This is a genomic window from Streptomyces sp. NPDC058812, from assembly GCF_042744565.1.
In the GTDB taxonomy this organism is placed as follows: Bacteria; Actinomycetota; Actinomycetes; order Streptomycetales; family Streptomycetaceae; genus Streptomyces; species Streptomyces thinghirensis.
The window spans coordinates 288,801-307,974 of record NZ_JBHYOB010000004.1 but is presented as its reverse complement, the minus strand read 5'-3'; the positions used below and the strand labels follow the sequence as shown (position 1 = coordinate 307,974).

The 19,174-nt window shown below is 69.3% G+C and carries 15 protein-coding genes; all 15 read left to right on the top strand.

Annotated elements, in window-relative coordinates; all coding sequences use genetic code 11:
• The first annotated feature begins 700 nt into the window (after nucleotides 1-700).
• The 15 genes from ACFW48_RS10950 (at nucleotide 701) to recQ (ending at nucleotide 19,161) form a co-directional block, all read left to right on the top strand.
• Nucleotides 701-1,060, top strand: a complete 360-nt coding sequence (locus tag ACFW48_RS10950) for an NADH-quinone oxidoreductase subunit A (RefSeq protein WP_114531077.1) — start codon at nucleotides 701-703, stop codon at nucleotides 1,058-1,060.
• Between the two features lie 12 nt (nucleotides 1,061-1,072).
• On the top strand, nucleotides 1,073-1,627 hold the full coding sequence (locus ACFW48_RS10945; protein ID WP_018528252.1) for an NADH-quinone oxidoreductase subunit B family protein: 555 nt from the start codon (nucleotides 1,073-1,075) through the stop codon (nucleotides 1,625-1,627).
• Entirely contained in the window at nucleotides 1,624-2,373 is a 750-nt protein-coding gene (locus ACFW48_RS10940) for an NADH-quinone oxidoreductase subunit C (protein WP_386312675.1), read from the top strand. Before ACFW48_RS10945 ends, ACFW48_RS10940 begins: the two co-directional genes overlap by 4 nt.
• Nucleotides 2,370-3,704 (top strand): NADH-quinone oxidoreductase subunit D, encoded by a 1,335-nt coding sequence (locus ACFW48_RS10935; protein WP_386312672.1) that lies wholly within the window; start codon nucleotides 2,370-2,372, stop codon nucleotides 3,702-3,704. The genes ACFW48_RS10940 and ACFW48_RS10935 overlap by 4 nt, the downstream gene beginning before the upstream one ends.
• Nucleotides 3,701-4,573: an NADH-quinone oxidoreductase subunit NuoE gene (gene nuoE, locus ACFW48_RS10930; RefSeq protein ID WP_386312669.1), complete on the top strand. Its 873-nt coding sequence runs from the start codon at nucleotides 3,701-3,703 to the stop codon at nucleotides 4,571-4,573. Before ACFW48_RS10935 ends, nuoE begins: the two co-directional genes overlap by 4 nt.
• Nucleotides 4,570-5,919, top strand: coding sequence for an NADH-quinone oxidoreductase subunit NuoF (nuoF, locus tag ACFW48_RS10925; RefSeq protein WP_310871812.1), 1,350 nt, complete (start codon nucleotides 4,570-4,572; stop codon nucleotides 5,917-5,919). Before nuoE ends, nuoF begins: the two co-directional genes overlap by 4 nt.
• On the top strand, nucleotides 5,916-8,420 hold the full coding sequence (locus ACFW48_RS10920) for an NADH-quinone oxidoreductase subunit G (protein ID WP_386312666.1): 2,505 nt from the start codon (nucleotides 5,916-5,918) through the stop codon (nucleotides 8,418-8,420). The genes nuoF and ACFW48_RS10920 overlap by 4 nt, the downstream gene beginning before the upstream one ends.
• Nucleotides 8,417-9,793: an NADH-quinone oxidoreductase subunit NuoH gene (gene nuoH / locus ACFW48_RS10915; RefSeq protein WP_386312663.1), complete on the top strand. Its 1,377-nt coding sequence runs from the start codon at nucleotides 8,417-8,419 to the stop codon at nucleotides 9,791-9,793. The genes ACFW48_RS10920 and nuoH overlap by 4 nt, the downstream gene beginning before the upstream one ends.
• Entirely contained in the window at nucleotides 9,786-10,427 is a 642-nt protein-coding gene (nuoI, locus tag ACFW48_RS10910; protein WP_386312660.1) for an NADH-quinone oxidoreductase subunit NuoI, read from the top strand. The genes nuoH and nuoI overlap by 8 nt, the downstream gene beginning before the upstream one ends.
• On the top strand, nucleotides 10,424-11,266 hold the full coding sequence (locus ACFW48_RS10905) for an NADH-quinone oxidoreductase subunit J (protein WP_386312657.1): 843 nt from the start codon (nucleotides 10,424-10,426) through the stop codon (nucleotides 11,264-11,266). The genes nuoI and ACFW48_RS10905 overlap by 4 nt, the downstream gene beginning before the upstream one ends.
• Nucleotides 11,263-11,562 carry an NADH-quinone oxidoreductase subunit NuoK gene (nuoK, locus tag ACFW48_RS10900; protein WP_003974374.1) on the top strand — a complete coding sequence of 100 codons (300 nt, stop codon included), beginning with the start codon at nucleotides 11,263-11,265 and terminating at the stop codon, nucleotides 11,560-11,562. Before ACFW48_RS10905 ends, nuoK begins: the two co-directional genes overlap by 4 nt.
• Before the next feature lie 15 nt (nucleotides 11,563-11,577).
• Nucleotides 11,578-13,551: an NADH-quinone oxidoreductase subunit L gene (nuoL, locus tag ACFW48_RS10895; protein WP_386312654.1), complete on the top strand. Its 1,974-nt coding sequence runs from the start codon at nucleotides 11,578-11,580 to the stop codon at nucleotides 13,549-13,551.
• Between the two features lie 5 nt (nucleotides 13,552-13,556).
• Nucleotides 13,557-15,128, top strand: a complete 1,572-nt coding sequence (locus ACFW48_RS10890; RefSeq protein ID WP_386312651.1) for an NADH-quinone oxidoreductase subunit M — start codon at nucleotides 13,557-13,559, stop codon at nucleotides 15,126-15,128.
• Entirely contained in the window at nucleotides 15,125-16,783 is a 1,659-nt protein-coding gene (gene nuoN / locus ACFW48_RS10885) for an NADH-quinone oxidoreductase subunit NuoN (protein WP_376669888.1), read from the top strand. The genes ACFW48_RS10890 and nuoN overlap by 4 nt, the downstream gene beginning before the upstream one ends.
• Nucleotides 16,784-17,139: 356 nt before the next feature.
• Nucleotides 17,140-19,161 carry a DNA helicase RecQ gene (gene recQ / locus ACFW48_RS10880; protein WP_386312648.1) on the top strand — a complete coding sequence of 674 codons (2,022 nt, stop codon included), beginning with the start codon at nucleotides 17,140-17,142 and terminating at the stop codon, nucleotides 19,159-19,161.
• Nucleotides 19,162-19,174 lie beyond the last annotated feature (13 nt).

Below are 19,174 nucleotides of genomic sequence, written 5' to 3'. Positions count from 1 at the left end.
CCACAGTTGTTCAATCGGGCCTCGAATCCCGGGCGTGTCGCTCCTTATTGACGCCCTAACGGACATTGCGGGCGGCCCGTAACCGGCCTGTGATCACGCACTTTGATCGTTACGCCCGAATTGCCCCGCGCTTACCACTCGTTGGGACAGTTGGCCAAGCCCGGTTCTCAGACGTCTCTCATGAATGTGGCGCAGGTCACGGAACGGTTGCCCCGTCGACCGCGTCCGTGGCGCGCGACCGGCCTCGCGGCGCTCGTGAACGCGTGCACGTGTCCACATCGCACCCCGCCCCTCCCTCTGATGTGTGAACGCGCCCTCTATCAAGGGTTCGCGTCCAGCACCAATTTGCATGCAAGAGAACCATCTTGATATTGAGACGCCCGCCCCTCGCGCCCTCTGGCCAGCGGCGACGAGCGAAAATGTCACCTCTGGTGATCACCTGAACGCTTCTTGTGTGAAGATCACCGCTCATCCGACTTCATGATCGTTCGTCAGGTGGTGGAGATCACAAAGCTTGTGCAATACCCCGTGTCGCAGATCACAGAGCGGCAGGCATAGGATGCGAGGCAGTTGGGCTTGTGACCTGCTTCACATGTTCGCGATCTTCGCCGGGACGAGCGGGGCTCGTGGGGCTGTTGGGGCGGCCGTGAGTCCGATGCAACCGCCAGCAGTCAGTGCCGACTGAGAGGAGCGAGGAGCGGTGAACGCGTATGCGCCCATCCTCGTACTGGGAGCCCTCGGGGCAGGCTTTGCGATCTTCTCCGTGGTCATGGCCACGCTGATCGGTCCGAAGCGGTACAACCGGGCGAAGCTCGACGCCTACGAGTGCGGCATCGAGCCGACCCCCACGCCGGCCGGCGGCGGGCGCTTCCCCATCAAGTACTACCTGACGGCGATGCTCTTCATCATCTTCGATATCGAGATCGTCTTCCTCTACCCCTGGGCCGTCACCTTCGACGCCCTGGGGATTTTCGGGCTCGTGGAGATGCTGCTCTTCGTGCTCACCGTCTTCGTCGCGTACGCGTACGTATGGCGGCGCGGCGGCCTGGAATGGGACTGAGGGGCCTTTGACATGGGACTCGAAGAAAAACTGCCGAGCGGCTTCCTGCTGACCACCGTCGAGCAGGCCGCGGGCTGGGTGCGCAAGTCGTCCGTCTTCCCCGCCACGTTCGGCCTCGCATGCTGTGCCATCGAGATGATGACCACCGGCGCCGGCCGCTACGACCTGGCGCGGTTCGGCATGGAGGTCTTCCGCGGCTCACCGAGGCAGGCGGACCTGATGATCGTCGCGGGCCGGGTCAGCCAGAAGATGGCGCCGGTGCTGCGGCAGGTCTACGACCAGATGCCGAACCCGAAATGGGTGATCTCCATGGGGGTCTGCGCCTCCTCGGGCGGCATGTTCAACAACTACGCCATCGTCCAGGGCGTCGACCACATCGTTCCGGTCGACATCTACCTCCCCGGCTGCCCGCCGCGGCCCGAGATGCTGATGGACGCCATCCTCAAGCTCCACCAGAAGATCCAGAGCTCCAAGCTCGGGGTGAACGCCGAGGAGGCGGCCCGCGAGGCGGAGGAAGCGGCGCTCAAGGCCCTGCCCACCATCGAGATGAAGGGGCTGCTGCGGTGAGCGACGCGAACAACACGGCAGGTGACGGGGTGAACCCCGAGAAGGACCTGTCCGCCGAGAACCTCCCCGGCCAGCGCGGTCAGGGCGGTGAGGAGATCCGCGTCCAGCGCGGAATGTTCGGCGCCGACAACGGCGGCGACACCTCCGGCTACGGCGGACTGGTCCGCTCCGTCCGGCTCCCCGGGCCGGCGAGCAGGCCCTACGGCGGTTGGTTCGACGAGGTCGCCGACGAGCTCGAGGGCGCGCTCGAGGAGCAGGGACTCCTGCCCGACAACGCCATCGGGAAGACGGTCGTCGACCGCGACGAGCTGACCTTCCACATCGAGCGCGAGCACCTGGTCCGCGTCGCCCGCACCCTGCGCGACGACCCGGCCCTGCGCTTCGAGCTCTGCACCGGCGTCAGCGGCGTCCACTACCCGCACGACAAGGGCCGCGAGCTGCACGCCGTCTACCACCTGCGCTCGATCACCCACAACCGGCTGATCCGCCTCGAAGTCAGCGCGCCCGACAGCGACCCGCACATCCCGTCGCTGTGCTCCGTCTATCCGACGAACGACTGGCACGAGCGCGAGACGTACGACTTCTTCGGCATCGTCTTCGACGGTCACCCGGCCCTGACCCGGATCATGATGCCGGACGACTGGCAGGGCTTCCCGCAGCGCAAGGACTACCCCCTCGGCGGCATCCCCGTCGAGTACAAGGGCGCCCAGATCCCGGCTCCGGACCAGCGGAGGTCGTACTCGTGAGCAACACACAGTCAGCGTCCGCGGCTTCGGCGCGCGAGACGACCGAGGGCACCGTCTACACGGTCACCGGCGGCGACTGGGACGAGGTCGTCCAGTCCGCGGCCCGCGCCGACGACGAGCGCATCGTCGTCAACATGGGTCCGCAGCACCCGTCCACGCACGGCGTGCTCCGCCTGATCCTGGAGATCGACGGCGAGACGGTCACCGAGGCCCGCTGCGGCATCGGCTACCTGCACACCGGCATCGAGAAGAACCTCGAGTACCGGACCTGGACGCAGGGCACCACCTTCGTGACGCGCATGGACTACCTGACGTCGTTCTTCAACGAGACGGCGTACTGCCTGGGCGTCGAGAAGCTGCTCGGCATCGAGGACGAGATCCCGGACCGCGCCACGATCATCCGGGTCCTGCTGATGGAGCTGAACCGGCTCTCCTCCCACCTGGTGTGCATCGCCACCGGCGGCATGGAACTCGGCGCCACCACGATCATGATCTACGGCTTCCGTGATCGTGAACTGGTTCTCGACATCTACGAGCTGATCACCGGCCTGCGGATGAACCACGCGTTCATCCGCCCGGGCGGAGTCGCCCAGGACCTGCCGCCCGGCGCGGTGGACCACATCCGCGAGTTCGTGAAGAAGATGAAGAAGAACCTCCCGGAGTACGACAAGCTCGCCACCGGGAACCCCATCTTCAAGGCGCGCATGCAGGACGTCGGCTATCTCGACCTGGCCGGCTGCATGGCCCTCGGCGCCACCGGCCCCGTCCTCCGGTCCACCGGCCTGCCGCACGACCTGCGCAAGGCCCAGCCGTACTGCGGCTACGAGTCGTACGACTTCGACATCCCGACCGCCGACACCTGCGACGCCTACGGCCGCTTCCTGATCCGGCTGGAGGAGATGCGCCAGTCGCTCCGGATCGTCGAGCAGTGCCTGGACCGGCTCGAGCCCGGCCCGGTCATGGTCGCCGACAAGAAGATCGCCTGGCCCGCCCAGCTCGCCCTGGGCCCGGACGGACTGGGCAACTCCCTCGACCACATCAAAAAGATCATGGGCACCTCCATGGAGGCCCTGATCCACCACTTCAAGCTGGTCACCGAGGGCTTCCGCGTGCCGCCGGGCCAGACCTACGCGGCGGTGGAATCGCCCAAGGGCGAGCTCGGGGTGCACGTCGTCTCCGACGGCGGCACCCGCCCCTTCCGGGTCCACTTCCGGGACCCGTCCTTCACCAACCTGCAGGCCATGGCGGCGATGTGCGAGGGCGGCCAGGTCGCCGACGTCATCGTCGCCGTGGCGTCCCTCGACCCCGTGATGGGAGGCGTCGACCGGTGACCACCTCTTCTTCGGAGCGGGGCGTCAGCCTGGGCATGCCGGAACTGCCCGCGCCCGCCTACCCGGACGACGTCCGGGCCCGGCTGGAGACCGACGCGCGCGAGGTCATCGCCCGCTACCCGGACTCCCGGTCCGCCCTCCTGCCGCTGCTGCACCTCGTGCAGTCCCAGGAGGGGCACGTCACGCGCACCGGGATGCGGTTCTGCGCGGACATGCTGGACCTGACCACGGCCGAGGTCACCGCGGTCGCCACCTTCTACACCATGTACCGGCGCAGGCCGAGCGGCGACTACCAGGTCGGCGTCTGCACCAACACGCTGTGCGCGGTCATGGGCGGCGACGCGATCTTCGAGTCCCTCCAGGAGCACCTCGGTGTCGGCAACGGCGAGACCACCGAGGACGGCAAGGTCACCCTGGAGCACATCGAGTGCAACGCGGCCTGCGACTTCGCACCGGTCGTGATGGTCAACTGGGAGTTCTTCGACGACCAGACCCCCGCGAGCGCCCGCCGCCTCGTCGACGACCTGCGCGCGGGACGGCCGGTGACGCCCACGCGCGGCGCGCCGATCTGCACCTTCAAGGAGACCGCCCGGATCCTGGCGGGCTTCCCCGACGAGCGGGACGGCGCCGTCGCGGCCGGCGGCAGCGCGGGTCCCGCCTCCCTGGCCGGTCTGAAGCTGGCCAAGGGCGAGGTGCCCGCCGCGCGCGTGGTGCACCCGCGGGACGGCGGACCGCACGACGCTCCGCAGGACCGGGCCGTGCACGACCCGTCCCCGACGGAACACCTCAGCTCGCACGACGCGCCGCAGGACACATCGGCCTCCGACCCAGCCAACCCGGCAGGGCCTACCGCCGAGGAGGGGGAGTGATGACCGTGGCAGCCGAGATCAAGGGCACCAGCCCGGAGAAGCTGCTCGCACCCGTGCTGTCGGCCTTCTGGGACGAGGACGAGTCCTGGACTCTGGACGTCTACCGGAGGCACGAGGGGTACGAGGGGCTCCGCAAGGCGCTGGCGATGTCGCCGGACGACCTGATCGCGTACGTCAAGGACTCCGGTCTGCGCGGACGCGGCGGCGCGGGGTTCCCGACGGGGATGAAGTGGCAGTTCATTCCCCAGGGGGACGGCAAGCCTCACTATCTAGTTGTCAACGCCGACGAGTCGGAGCCGGGGACCTGCAAGGACATCCCGCTCCTCTTCGCGAACCCGCACAGCCTCATCGAGGGCATCGTCATCGCGTGTTACGCCATCAGGTCTTCGCATGCCTTCATCTACCTGCGTGGTGAAGTCGTCCCAGTGCTGCGGCGGCTGCACGAGGCCGTGCGCGAGGCCTACGCGGCCGGCTTCCTCGGCGAGAACATCCTGGGCAGCGGACTCGACCTCACACTCACCGTGCACGCGGGCGCGGGCGCGTACATCTGCGGTGAGGAGACCGCACTGCTCGACTCGCTCGAAGGCCGCCGGGGTCAACCGCGGCTCCGTCCCCCCTTCCCTGCTGTGGCCGGCCTCTATGCCTGCCCGACTGTGGTGAATAACGTCGAGTCGATCGCGTCGGTTCCCGCGATCCTGAACAAGGGCAAGGACTGGTTCAGGTCGATGGGCAGCGAGAAGTCCCCGGGCTTCACGCTCTACTCGCTCAGCGGGCACGTCGCGGGCCCCGGCCAGTACGAGGCCCCGCTCGGCATCACGCTGCGCCAGCTCCTCGACATGAGCGGCGGCATGCGCCCCGGTCACCGGCTGAAGTTCTGGACACCGGGCGGCTCCTCGACGCCGATGTTCACCGACGAGCACCTCGACGTCCCCCTTGACTACGAAGGAGTGGGCGCCGCGGGTTCCATGCTCGGCACGAAGGCACTCCAGTGCTTCGACGAGACGACCTGCGTCGTGCGGGCCGTCACCCGCTGGACCGAGTTCTACGCGCACGAGTCCTGCGGCAAGTGCACGCCGTGCCGCGAAGGCACGTACTGGCTCGTCCAGTTGCTGCGCGACATCGAGGCCGGCAAGGGCTCGATGAGCGACCTCGACAAGCTGAACGACATCGCCGACAACATCAACGGCAAGTCCTTCTGTGCCCTCGGCGACGGTGCCGCCTCGCCGATCTTCTCCTCGCTCAAGTACTTCCGCGAGGAGTACGAGCAGCACATCACGGGCCGCGGCTGCCCCTTCGACCCGGCCAAGTCGACGGCCTGGGCCGACCGCACGGAGGTGAACGCATGACCGTGACCAGCAATGCTCCCTCGGGAGGGGGAGAGGCGGCGGTCCCCCCGGAGGACCTCGTCTCGCTGACGATCGACGGCGCCGAGATCAGCGTGCCCAAGGGCACCCTGGTCATCCGGGCCGCCGAACAACTCGGCATCGAGATCCCCCGGTTCTGCGACCACCCACTCCTCGATCCGGCCGGCGCCTGCCGTCAGTGCATCGTCGAGGTCGAGGGCCAGCGCAAGCCCATGGCGTCGTGCACCATCACCTGCACCGACGGCATGGTGGTGAAGACCCACCTCACCTCGCCCGTCGCCGAGAAGGCCCAGCACGGCGTGATGGAGCTGCTGCTCATCAACCACCCGCTGGACTGCCCGGTCTGCGACAAGGGCGGCGAGTGCCCGCTGCAGAACCAGGCGATGTCGCACGGCCAGTCCGAGTCCCGCTTCGAGGGCAGGAAGCGGACCTACGAGAAGCCCGTGCCGATCTCCACGCAGGTGCTGCTCGACCGCGAGCGGTGCGTGCTGTGCGCCCGCTGCACCCGGTTCTCCAACCAGGTAGCGGGCGACCCGATGATCGAGCTGATCGAGCGGGGCGCGCTCCAGCAGGTCGGCACCGGCGAGGGCGACCCCTTCGAGTCGTACTTCTCCGGCAACACCATCCAGATCTGCCCGGTCGGCGCGCTCACCTCGGCGGCGTACCGGTTCCGCTCCCGCCCCTTCGACCTGATCTCCTCGCCGTCCGTCTGCGAGCACTGCGCCGGCGGCTGCGCGACGCGCACCGACCACCGGCGCGGCAAGGTCATGCGGCGCCTCGCGGCCAACGAGCCCGAGGTCAACGAGGAGTGGATCTGCGACAAGGGACGCTTCGCGTTCCGGTACGCGCAGCAGCGGGACCGGCTGACGACGCCCCTGGTGCGCAACGCCGAGGGCGAGCTGGAGCCGGCCTCCTGGCCGGAAGCCCTGCAGATCGCCGCGCAGGGACTGCTCGCCTCGAAGGGCCGGACCGGTGTCCTGACCGGCGGGCGGCTGACGGTGGAGGACGCCTACGCGTACAGCAAGTTCGCGCGCGTGGCGCTGGACACCAACGACATCGACTTCCGCGCGCGCGTGCACAGCACCGAGGAGGCCGACTTCCTGGCTTCCCGGATCGCCGGACGCGGCCGGGACCTCGACGGCACGGGAGTCACGTACACCGCGCTGGAGAAGGCGCCCGCCGTCCTGCTGGTCGGGTTCGAGGCCGAGGAGGAGGCGCCCGGTGTCTTCCTGCGGCTGCGCAAGGCCTGGCGGGGGCACGGGCAGAAGGTCTTCTCGCTGGCCACGCACGCCACGCGGGGCCTGGAGAAGGCCGGCGGCACGCTGCTGCCCGCCGCTCCCGGCACCGAGACCGAGTGGCTGGACGCGCTCGCGAGCGGCGTCGGCCTGGAGACCGGGGGAGCCCAGGCCGCCGAGGCACTGCGCGCCGAGGGCGCCGTGATCGTCGTCGGCGAGCGCCTGGCGTCCGTGGCCGGTGGCCTCACCTCCGCCGTACGGACCGCCTCCGCGACCGGCGCCCGGCTGGTGTGGATCCCGCGCCGGGCCGGGGAGCGCGGCGCGATCGAGGCGGGTGCGCTGCCGTCGCTGCTGCCGGGCGGGCGCCCGGCGACCGACCCGCGCGCGCGTGAGGAGGTCGCCGCGGTCTGGGGCCTGGCCGACCTGCCGCACCGCTACGGCCGCGACACCGGCGAGATCGTCGAGGCCGCGGCCCGGGGCGAGCTGCAGGCGCTGCTGGTGGCGGGCGTCGAGGTCGCCGACCTGCCCGATCCGGCACGCGCGCGTGCGGCACTCGCCGAGGCCGGCTTCGTGGTGTCGCTGGAACTGCGGCCCAGCGAGGTCACCGAACTCGCCGACGTCGTCCTGCCCGTCGCCGCGGTCGCCGAGAAGGCCGGGACCTTCCTGAACTGGGAGGGCAGGGCGCGCCTCTTCGAGGCCGCGCTCAAGCCGGACCAGATGACCCGCCGACTCGCGCCCGCCGACGCCCGCGTACTCCAGATGCTGGCCGACGCCATGGACGTACACCTGGGCCTGCCGGATCTGCGCACCACACGGGCGGAGATCGACCGGCTCGGCGCCTGGGACGGGCCGCGGGCCGGCGAACCGCTGGGGACCGCGAGCGCGCTGCCGCGGCCGGCCGCCGGAGAGGCCGTACTGGCCGGGCACCGGCTGCTGCTCGACCAGGGCCTCCTCCAGCAGGGTGACGAGGCACTCGCCGGCACCCGGCATGCCGCACGCGCGCGCGTGTCGGCCGCCACGGCCGCCGAGGCGGGCGTCAAGGACGGTGACCTCCTGGCCGTGACCGGCCCCGCCGGGGTCGTCGAACTCCCGCTGCGGATCACCGAGATGCCCGACCGGGTGGTCTGGCTCCCGCTGAACTCGGCCGGCACCGGCGTCGCCTCCGACGCCGGGGTGCTGCCCGGAACCCTCGTCCGCATCGGACCGGCGACGCTCGCGGGCGTGGCCCCCAAGGAGGTGGAGGCATGAGCCCGTACCTCGCCGCTGAAGACCTCTCGATGTTCGGCACCGACCCGTGGTGGCTGGTCGTCATCAAGGCGGTCTTCTGCTTCGCCTTCCTGATGGTGACCGTGCTGTTCTCCATCGTGTGGGAGCGCAAGGTCGTCGCCTGGATGCAGCTGCGCGTCGGCCCGAACCGGCACGGCCCCTGGGGCATGCTCCAGTCGCTCGCCGACGGCATCAAGCTGATGCTCAAGGAAGACGTCATCGTCAAGCGCGCCGACAAGGTGGTGTACGTCCTCGCGCCGATCGTCGCGGCCATCCCGGCCTTCATGGCGATCGCGGTGATTCCCTTCGGGCCGGCCGGCAACGAGATCTCGATCTTCGGCCAGCGCACCACCATGCAGCTCACCGACCTGCCGATCGCGTTGCTGTACATCCTCGCGGTCGCCTCGATCGGCATCTACGGCATGGTGCTGGCGGGCTGGAGCTCCGGCTCGACCTATCCGCTGCTCGGCGGGCTGCGGTCCTGCGCGCAGATGATCTCCTACGAGATCGCGATGGGCGCCGCCTTCGCCTCGGTGTTCCTCTACTCGGGATCGATGTCGACCTCGGCGATCGTCGAGCAGCAGAACGACCGCTGGTACATCGTGCTGCTGCCGGTCTCCTTCATCATCTACATCGTCACCATGGTCGGCGAGACCAACCGAGCCCCCTTCGACATGCCGGAGTCCGAGGGCGACCTGGTGGGCGGCTTCAACACCGAGTACTCGTCGATCAAGTTCGCGATGTTCATGCTCGCCGAGTACGTGAACATGGTGACGGTCTCGGCGGTCGCCATCACCCTGTTCCTCGGCGGCTGGCGGGCCCCGTGGCCGATCAGCACCTTCTGGGAGGGCGCCAACCACGGCTGGTGGCCGCTGCTCTGGTTCGTGCTCAAGGTCCAGTTGCTCTTGTTCTTCTTCATCTGGCTGCGCGGCACGCTTCCCCGGGTCCGCTACGACCAGCTGATGAAGCTCGGCTGGAAGGTCCTGATCCCGGTCTCCCTGGTCTGGCTGATGCTGGTCGCGACGGTGCGGGCGCTCAGGAACGAGAACTACGGCTTCGCCGACATCGCCCTCTACATCGGCGGCGGTGTCCTGGCCCTGCTGCTGTTGTCGATCGTCGTGGACATGTACCGCGAGAAGGGCAAGCAGGCCGCGGCCCCGGTCGAGGAGCCGGCCGCCTTCGATCCGATGGCCGGCGGATTCCCCGTGCCGCCGAAACCCGGACAGGAGCTGCCACCGGTGCCACGGCGCCGTGCGCGCCGGGAGCGGGAGCTGATTGTCAGTGGTGGGCCCGATACTCAGAGTGACGAATCTCTGGGCGGATCTACGGATGGAAAGGAGGCGTCCGATGGCTGAGGAACCGAAGGAGACCAACCCCGGTTTCCTGAACCCCGTGGCCGGCTTCGGCGTGACCTTCAAGGCCATGTTCAAGAAGCGGCTGACCGAGCAGTACCCGGAGCAGCAGAAGACCACCGCTCCGCGCTTCCACGGACGGCACCAGCTCAACCGCCATCCGGACGGCCTGGAGAAGTGCGTCGGCTGCGAGCTGTGCGCCTGGGCGTGTCCCGCCGACGCCATCTATGTGGAGGGCGCGGACAACACCGACGAGGAGCGCTACTCGCCGGGCGAGCGGTACGGCCGCGTCTACCAGATCAACTACGCCCGCTGCATCCTGTGCGGCCTGTGCATCGAGGCGTGCCCCACGCGCGCGCTGACGATGACCAACGAGTTCGAGCTGGCCGACTCCAGCCGCGCCAACCTCATCTTCACCAAGGACCAGCTGCTCGCCGGCCTGGAGGAGGGCATGGTCGACTCGCCCCACGCCATCTACCCGGGGACGGACGAGCAGGACTACTACCGGGGTCTGGTCACCGAGGCCGCCCCCGGCACCGAGCAGCAGGTCGCCCACTCCGAGGGGGAGGTCGTCCAGGAGGCCGACTCGACCTTCGGCGGGACCGAACCGGCGTCGGAGGAGGTGATCCGCCGATGACCGAGCAGCTCGCCGCGTACTCCACGTCCACCGGAGAGGCCGTCCAGTTCTGGATCCTCGGCACGGTCGCGGTGATCGGCGCTCTGTGCACCGTCTTCATGAAGAAGGCCGTGCACAGCGCGCTCTGCCTCGCCGGGACCATGATCGTTCTGGCGGTGTTCTACCTCGCCAACGGCGCCTACTTCCTCGGCGTGGTGCAGATCATCGTCTACACCGGCGCGATCATGATGCTGTTCCTGTTCGTGGTGATGCTCGTCGGTGTCACCGCGGCGGACTCCCTGAAGGAGACCATCAAGGGCCAGCGCTGGCTGGCCCTGCTGTCCGGGCTCGGCTTCGGCATCCTGCTGATCGCCGGCATCGGCAACGCGTCCGTCACGGAGTTCAGCGGACTGGCCCAGGCGAACGCGAACGGCAATGTGGAGGGCATCGCGTCCCTCATCTTCACCAAGTACGTCTTCGCCTTCGAGATCACCGGCGCCCTGCTCATCACGGCCGCCGTCGGCGCCATGGTGCTCACCCACCGCGAGCGCACCGAACGGGCGGCGACCCAGCGCGAACTGGCCGAGCGGCGCGTCCGCGAGGGCAAGCAGCTGCCGCCGCTCCCGGCGCCCGGCGTGTACGCCCGGCACAACGCGGTCGACATCGCGGGCCTGCTGCCCGACGGCACCCCGTCCGAGCTGACCGTCAGCAAGACGCTGCGCGAGCGGGGCCAGATCCGCGACGTGTCGATGGGGGCGCTCAATGATCTGAAGGCGCTGGAGCAGCGGGCCGAGGAGCGCCTCGAGCGCAAGGCGGTCGAGCCGGGCAACTCCAAGCGGTCCGAGGAGGCGCCGAAGTGAACCCCGTCAACTACCTCTACCTCGCGGCCCTGTTGTTCACGATCGGCGCCACCGGCGTGCTGATCAGGCGCAACGCGATCGTGGTCTTCATGTGCATCGAGCTGATGCTCAACGCCTGCAACCTCGCGTTCGTCGCCTTCTCCCGGATGCACGGCAACCTCGACGGCCAGATCATCGCCTTCTTCACGATGGTCGTCGCCGCCGCGGAGGTCGTGGTCGGGCTCGCGATCATCGTGTCCCTGTTCCGTTCCCGCCACTCGGCCTCGGTCGACGACGCCAGCCTGATGAAGCTGTGAGGGGTCGCTAGAACCGTGACTAACGCAGAGAACTTTATTGCGCTGCTGGTGGCGGCGCCCTTGCTCGGAGCCGCGGTCCTGCTGTGCGGCGGACGCCGGCTGGACGCCGTCGGTCACTGGATCGGTACGCTGCTGGCCGCCGCGTCCTTCGTGATCGGTGTCGTCCTCTTCACCGACATGCTCGGCAACGGCGCCGAGGACCGCACCCTGACGCAGCACCTGTTCAGCTGGATCCCGGTCGAGGGTTTCCAGGCCGACGTCGCCTTCCGCCTCGATCAGTTGTCGATGACGTTCGTCCTGCTGATCACCGGCGTCGGCTCGCTCATCCATCTGTACTCGGTCGCGTACATGGAGCACGACGAGCGCCGCCGCCGCTTCTTCGGCTATCTGAACCTGTTCCTCGCGGCGATGCTGCTGCTCGTCCTCGCCGACAACTACCTGCTGCTGTACGTCGGCTGGGAGGGCGTCGGACTCGCCTCCTACCTGCTGATCGGCTTCTGGCAGCACAAGCCCAGCGCCGCCACCGCCGCGAAGAAGGCCTTCCTGGTCAACCGCGTCGGCGACATGGGCCTGTCCATCGCGATCATGCTGATGTTCCTGTGGTTCGGCACCTTCGCCTTCGGCCCGGTGCTCGGCGGCCACGGGGAGGCCGGACTGGCAGGCTCGGCAGACGAGGGCAAGCTCACCGCGATCGCGCTGATGCTGCTGCTCGCCGCCTGCGGCAAGTCCGCCCAGGTACCGCTGCAGTCCTGGCTCGGGGACGCGATGGAGGGTCCGACTCCGGTCTCCGCCCTCATCCACGCCGCGACCATGGTGACGGCGGGCGTGTACCTGATCGTCCGCTCCGGCGCCATCTTCAACGGCGCGCCGGACGCGCAGCTGGTGGTCACCATCGTCGGCGCGGTCACGCTGCTGTTCGGTGCGATCGTCGGTTGCGCCAAGGACGACATCAAGAAGGCGCTGGCCGGTTCGACGATGTCGCAGATCGGCTACATGGTGCTGGCGGCCGGCCTGGGACCGATCGGCTACGTCTTCGCGATCATGCACCTGGTGACGCACGGCTTCTTCAAGGCCGGGCTGTTCCTCGGCGCCGGTTCGGTCATGCACGGCATGAACGACGAGGTCGACATGCGCCGCTACGGCGGACTGCGCAAGTACATGCCCGTCACGTTCATCACCTTCGGCCTCGGCTATCTCGCCATCATCGGCTTCCCGGGGCTGTCCGGCTTCTTCTCCAAGGACAAGATCATCGAGTCGGCGTTCGCCAAGGGCGGCACCGAGGGCTGGATCCTCGGCGCCTGTGCCCTGCTGGGCGCGGCCATCACGGCGTACTACATGACGCGCGTGATGCTGATGACGTTCTTCGGCGAGGAGCGCTGGCGCAACGCCCCGACGCCGTCGCCCGCGAAGCCCGACGTGGAGCCCGCTGCCGAGACGCGCGGCGAGTACACCCCGCCGCACCCGCACGAGTCGCCGAAGATCATGACGATCCCGATGATCGTGCTGGCCGTCGGCTCGGTGTTCGGCGGTGCGTTCTTCAGCATCGGTGACCGCTTCGTGCACTGGCTGGAACCCATCACCGGGCACGACCACGGCCACGCGCCGATCAGCGCCCTGACGGTCACGATCTCCACGGTCGCCGTGATGGTGATCGGCGTGGCGGCCGCCTGGGCGCAGTACGGCCGCCGTCCGGTCCCGGCCGTCGCCCCGCGCGGGTCGCTGCTCACCCGGGCCGCCCGGCGCGACCTGCTCCAGGACGACTTCAACCACGTCGTCCTGGTCCGCGGCGGCGAGCACCTCACGCGCTCCCTGGTCTACGTCGACCACACCCTGGTCGACGGGGTCGTCAACGGCACGGCGGCCTCGGTCGGCGGCCTGTCCGGGCGGATGCGCAAGCTGCAGAACGGCTTCGCGCGCTCGTACGCGGTCTCGATGTTCGGCGGTGCGGCGGTCCTCGTCGCCGCGACCCTGCTGATGAGGGCGGTCTGATACCGATGTCCTTTCCCCTGCTGACAGTCACGGCGGCCCTGCCGGCCGTCGGGGCGATCGCGACGGCAGCCGTGCCGGCCACGAAACGCACCGCGGCCAAGTGGCTGGCGCTGCTGGTCTCGCTGGCCACGCTCGCGCTGGCGATCGCGGTCCTGGTCCGTTTCGACCCCGGCGGCGACCGCTACCAGCTCACCGAGTCCCACTCCTGGATCGCGGACTTCGGCGTCCGGTACGAACTGGGCGTGGACGGCATCGCGGTGGCGCTGATCGCGCTGACCGCCCTGCTGATTCCGTTCATCATCCTGGCGGGCTGGCACGACGCCGACCCGCTGGAGACCGGCAGCAGCCGGTGGCGGCCGACGCAGGGCTTCTTCGCCCTGATCCTGGCCGTCGAGGCGATGGTGATCATCTCCTTCGAGGCCACCGACGTCTTCCTCTTCTACATCTTCTTCGAAGCCATGCTCATCCCGATGTACTTCCTCATCGGCGGCTTCGGGGACCGGGCCCACGAGCACGGCGAGAAGACGGCGGCGACGCAGCGGTCGTACGCCGCCGTGAAGTTCCTCCTCTACAACCTGGCCGGCGGCCTGATCATGCTGGCCGCGGTGATCGGGCTCTACGTGGTCGCCGGGAACTTCTCCCTCACCGAGATCGCCGAGGCACGGGCGAGCGGCGAGCTGAACATGGCGACCAGCACGGAGCGCTGGCTGTTCCTCGGCTTCTTCTTCGCCTTCGCGGTGAAGGCGCCGCTGTGGCCGCTGCACACCTGGCTGCCCAACGCCATGCAGGAGTCCACCGCCCCGGTCGCCGTGCTCATCACGGCGGTCGTCGACAAGGTCGGCACCTTCGCCATGCTGCGCTTCTGCCTCCAGCTCTTCCCGGAGGCGAGCAAGTGGGCGACACCGGTCGTCCTCGTCCTGGCGGTCATCAGCATCATCTACGGAGCGCTGCTCGCGGTCGGCCAGCGCGACATCAAGCGGCTGATCGCCTACGCGTCGATCTCGCACTTCGGCTTCATCATCATGGGCATCTTCGCGATGACCAGCCAGGGCCAGTCCGGCGCGACGCTCTACATGGTCAACCACGGGATCTCGACCGCCGTGCTGATGCTGATCGCCGGATTCCTGATCTCGCGGCGCGGCTCGCGGCTCATCGCCGACTACGGCGGAGTGCAGAAGGTCGCCCCGGTCCTCGCCGGCACCTTCCTGATCGGCGGCCTGGCGACCCTCTCCCTGCCGGGCCTCGCGCCCTTCATCAGTGAGTTCCTGGTCCTGGTCGGGACGTTCACGCGCTACCCGGTGATCGGCATCATCGCGACCTTCGGCATCGTGCTCGCCGCGCTCTACACCCTCGTCCTCTACCAGCGGACGATGACGGGCCCGGTGAAGCCGGAGGTGTCCGCGATGCCCGACCTGCGGGTGCGCGAGCTGGTGGTTGTGGGGCCGCTGGTGGCGCTGCTGATCTTCCTGGGCGTCTTCCCGAAGCCCCTCACGGACATCGTCAACCCCGCGGTGGAGCAGACCATGTCCGACGTACACAAGAAGGACCCCCAGCCTGAGGTGGAGGCGGCCAAGTGAGCGCAACAGCCGTCCACAGCCTGTGGACAACGGCGGCAACGGCGGCCGACCCGATTGGGAAGATCGACGCGCCGAAGATCGAGTACGGGCAGCTGTCGCCCGTGCTCATCGTCCTCGGTGCGGCGATCATCGGAATCCTGATCGAGGCCTTCGTGCCGCGCAGGTCCCGCTACTACGTACAGACGTTCGTGTCCGCCGTCGCGCTCGTCGCCGCCTTCGCCGCGGTCGTCGCGCTCGCGGCGGGCGGATACGGCACGACCAAGGCGGGTATCGCGGCGATGGGCGCCATCGCCGTCGACGGACCGGCCCTCTTCCTGCAGGGCACCATCCTGCTGGCGAGCCTGGTCGGCCTGTTCACCTTCGCCGAGCGGCGCCTCGACCCGGAGGCGCACGGCAACCGCGTCGACTCCTTCGCCGCGCAGGCCGCGTCCGTACCGGGCAGCGAGAGCGAGCAGAAGGCGGTGAAGGCCGGGTTCACCACTACGGAGGTCTTCCCGCTCCTCCTCTTCGCCGTCGCCGGCATGTTGGTCTTCCCGGCGGCCAACGACCTGCTGACGCTCTTCGTGGCGCTGGAGGTCTTCTCCCTCCCGCTGTACCTGCTGTGCGCGCTGGCCCGTCGCAAGCGGCTGATGTCGCAGGAGGCGGCGGTCAAGTACTTCCTGCTCGGCGCGTTCGCCTCCGCCTTCACCCTGTTCGGCATCGCCCTGCTCTACGGCTACGCGGGCTCGATGTCGTACGGCACGATCGCGCAGGTCGTCGACGGCACCGTCCAGAACGTCACCCCGGCGCTCGCCGACACGATGGGCAACGACGCGCTGCTCCTGGTCGGGGCCGCGCTGATCGTCATGGGCCTGCTGTTCAAGGTGGGTGCGGTGCCGTTCCACATGTGGACGCCGGACGTGTACCAGGGCGCGCCGACGCCGGTGACCGGCTTCATGGCGGCGGCGACCAAGGTGGCGGCCTTCGGTGCCCTGCTCCGCATCCTCTACGTCGTCCTGCCCGGCCTGCGCTGGGACTGGCGGCCGGTGATGTGGGCCGTGGCGATCGTCACCATGCTGGCCGGCGCGATCGTCGCGATCACTCAGACCGACATCAAGCGGCTGCTGGCGTACTCGTCGATCGCGCACGCGGGCTTCATCCTCGCCGGTGTCATCGCGACCACGCCGGACGGCATCTCGTCCGTCCTCTTCTACCTGGCCGCGTACTCCTTCGTCACGATCGGCGCCTTCGCGGTCGTGACACTGGTGCGCGACGCGGGCGGTGAGGCGACCCACCTGTCGAAGTGGGCCGGGCTCGGACGCAGGTCACCGCTGGTGGCGGCCGTGTTCGCGGTGTTCCTGCTGGCGTTCGCGGGTATTCCGCTCACCTCCGGCTTCTCGGGCAAGTTCGCCGTCTTCAAGGCGGCGGCGGAGGGCGGCGCGGCTCCGCTGGTCGTGATCGGCGTGATCTCGTCGGCGATCGCGGCGTTCTTCTACATCCGCGTGATCGTGCTGATGTTCTTCAGCGAGCCGAGGCCGGAGGGCCCGACCGTCGCGGTGCCGTCACCGCTGACGATGACGGCGATCGGCGTGGGTGTGGCGGTCACGGTGGTGCTCGGTGTGGCGCCGCAGTACTTCCTGGACCTGGCGGGTCAGGCGGGGGTGTTCGTGCGCTGACGCGGCGCTCGCCGGTACGGAGTCGGCGGCCCGGCACTCTTCGGGGGGAGCCGGGCCGCCGCCGTGTGTGCGCGGGCCACTCGCCGCCGCGGCGTGCCTTGATGGCCGTCAGGTCCGGATCCTCGGGAAGGGCGCGCTCAGCTTCATGCGCTCACGGAAGATGTCGACGCCGACGTAGGCGGGTGACGATGGTTACGGCGGGCGAGCCTGTGGATAACTCCGGCGCTGTCGGCGCGGACCCCTATCGTTGAGGCAGTGGTCGGGACAGGACGGACCAGACAGACCGGAAGGACCGGAAGGACCGGAAGGACCGGAAGGACCGGACGGGCGCGGCAGGACGTACGGGGGACGGGACGATGGGCGGGACGGGCGTGATCGGCGAGATGGCAGAGGCGGCACAGGCCAGCGGCGTGGGCGTGGACAGCGAGGCGCTGGCCACGCTGCACCGGGTCTTCGGGTACGAGGCCTTCCGCGGCGAGCAGGAGGCGGTCGTCGACCACGTGGTGGCGGGTGGCGACGCCGTCGTGCTCATGCCGACCGGTGGCGGCAAGTCGCTGTGCTACCAGATCCCCTCCCTGGTCCGGCCCGGCACGGGCATCGTGGTCTCGCCGCTGATCGCGCTGATGCAGGACCAGGTGGACGCGCTGCGGGCGCTCGGTGTGCGGTCCGGTTTCATGAATTCCACGCAGGACTTCGACGAGCGGCGCGTGGTGGAGGCCGAGTTCCTCGCCGGCGAGCTGGACCTGCTGTACCTGGCCCCCGAGCGGCTGCGGCTGGAGGGCACCCTCGATCTGCTCTCCCGGGGCAAGATCTCCCTCTTCGCGATCGACGAGGCGCACTGCGTCTCCCAGTGGGGCCACGACTTCCGGCCCGACTACCTGACCCTGTCCCTGCTCGGCGAGCGCTGGCCGGACGTGCCCCGGCTCGCGCTCACGGCGACGGCCACGCACGCGACGCACCGCGAGATCACCGAGCGGTTGAACATGCCGGCGGCGCGGCACTTCGTGGCGAGCTTCGACCGGCCCAACATCCAGTACCGGGTCGTGCCGAAGTCCGACCCCAAGAAGCAGCTGCTGAACTTCCTGCGTGAGGAGCACCCCGGCGACGCGGGCATCGTGTACTGCCTCTCGCGCAACTCCGTCGACAAGACCGCCGAGTTCCTGTCGAGCAACGGCATCGAGGCCGTGCCGTACCACGCGGGCCTGGACGCGGGCACCCGAGCCGCGCACCAGTCCCGGTTCCTCCGGGAGGAGGGCCTGGTGGTCGTGGCGACCATCGCCTTCGGCATGGGCATCGACAAGCCGGACGTGCGATTCGTCGCCCACCTGGACCTTCCCAAGTCGGTCGAGGGCTACTACCAGGAGACCGGTCGTGCCGGGCGGGACGGCCTGCCGTCGACCGCCTGGATGGCGTACGGCCTCAACGACGTCATACAGCAGCGCAAACTGATCCAGTCCGGCGAGGGGGACGAGGCCTTCCGCCGCCGGGCCCAGTCCCACCTGGACGCGATGCTCGCCCTGTGCGAGACCGCCCAGTGCCGCCGCGGCCAGCTCCTCGCCTACTTCGGGCAGGACCCGGACCCGGCCGGCTGCGGCAACTGCGACACCTGCGTCACACCCCCGGAGACCTGGGACGGCACGGTCCCGGCACAGAAGCTGCTGTCGACGGTGGTGCGGCTGAAGCGGGAGCGCGGGCAGAAGTTCGGCGCGGGGCAGATCATCGACATCCTGCTGGGCAAGCGCACCGCCAAGGTGATCCAGTTCGACCACGACCAGCTCTCCGTGTTCGGCATCGGCGAGGAGCTGACCGAGGGCGAGTGGCGGGGCGTCGCCCGCCAGCTGCTGGCCCAGGGACTGCTCGCGGTCGAGGGCGAGTACGGCACGCTGGTGCTGACCGAGACCAGCGGGTCGGTGCTGCGTCGCGAGCGGGAGGTGCCGCTGCGCAAGGAGCCCAAGAAGCCGGCCACGGTCCGGTCGGCAGGCGGTGGACGAGGGGACCGCAAGCCCAAGGCCGCCGCGGCCGAACTGCCCGAGGAACTGCTCCCCGCCTTCGAGGCGCTGCGCGCCTGGCGCGCGGAGCAGGCTCGCGAGCAGGGCGTTCCGGCGTATGTCATCTTCCACGACGCCACGCTCCGGGAGATCGCCACCGCCTGGCCCACCTCGATCGGGCAGCTCGGAGGCATCAGCGGGGTCGGCGAGAAGAAGCTGGCGACGTACGGGGAGGGCGTGCTCGCGGTGCTGGCGGGGCTGAACGGACCGGCCGAGGCCACGGCGCCCGTGTCGGGCCGCCCGTCAGCCGGGTCAGGCTCCGGTTCTGGTTCCGGCGCGGACGACTGGCCCGAGACCGAGCCGGAGCCCGAGCCCGACGACTGGATGTAGGCGACGGGCGCGC

Coding starts and splice junctions, on each gene's coding strand:
- ACFW48_RS10945 (WP_018528252.1), top strand. CDS start 1,073: ATGGGACTCGAAGAAAAACTGCCGAGCGGCTTCCTGCTGACCACCGTC.
- ACFW48_RS10920 (WP_386312666.1), top strand. CDS start 5,916: ATGACCGTGACCAGCAATGCTCCCTCGGGAGGGGGAGAGGCGGCGGTC.
- nuoH (WP_386312663.1), top strand. CDS start 8,417: ATGAGCCCGTACCTCGCCGCTGAAGACCTCTCGATGTTCGGCACCGAC.
- nuoI (WP_386312660.1), top strand. CDS start 9,786: ATGGCTGAGGAACCGAAGGAGACCAACCCCGGTTTCCTGAACCCCGTG.
- ACFW48_RS10905 (WP_386312657.1), top strand. CDS start 10,424: ATGACCGAGCAGCTCGCCGCGTACTCCACGTCCACCGGAGAGGCCGTC.
- ACFW48_RS10890 (WP_386312651.1), top strand. CDS start 13,557: ATGTCCTTTCCCCTGCTGACAGTCACGGCGGCCCTGCCGGCCGTCGGG.
- recQ (WP_386312648.1), top strand. CDS start 17,140: ATGGGCGGGACGGGCGTGATCGGCGAGATGGCAGAGGCGGCACAGGCC.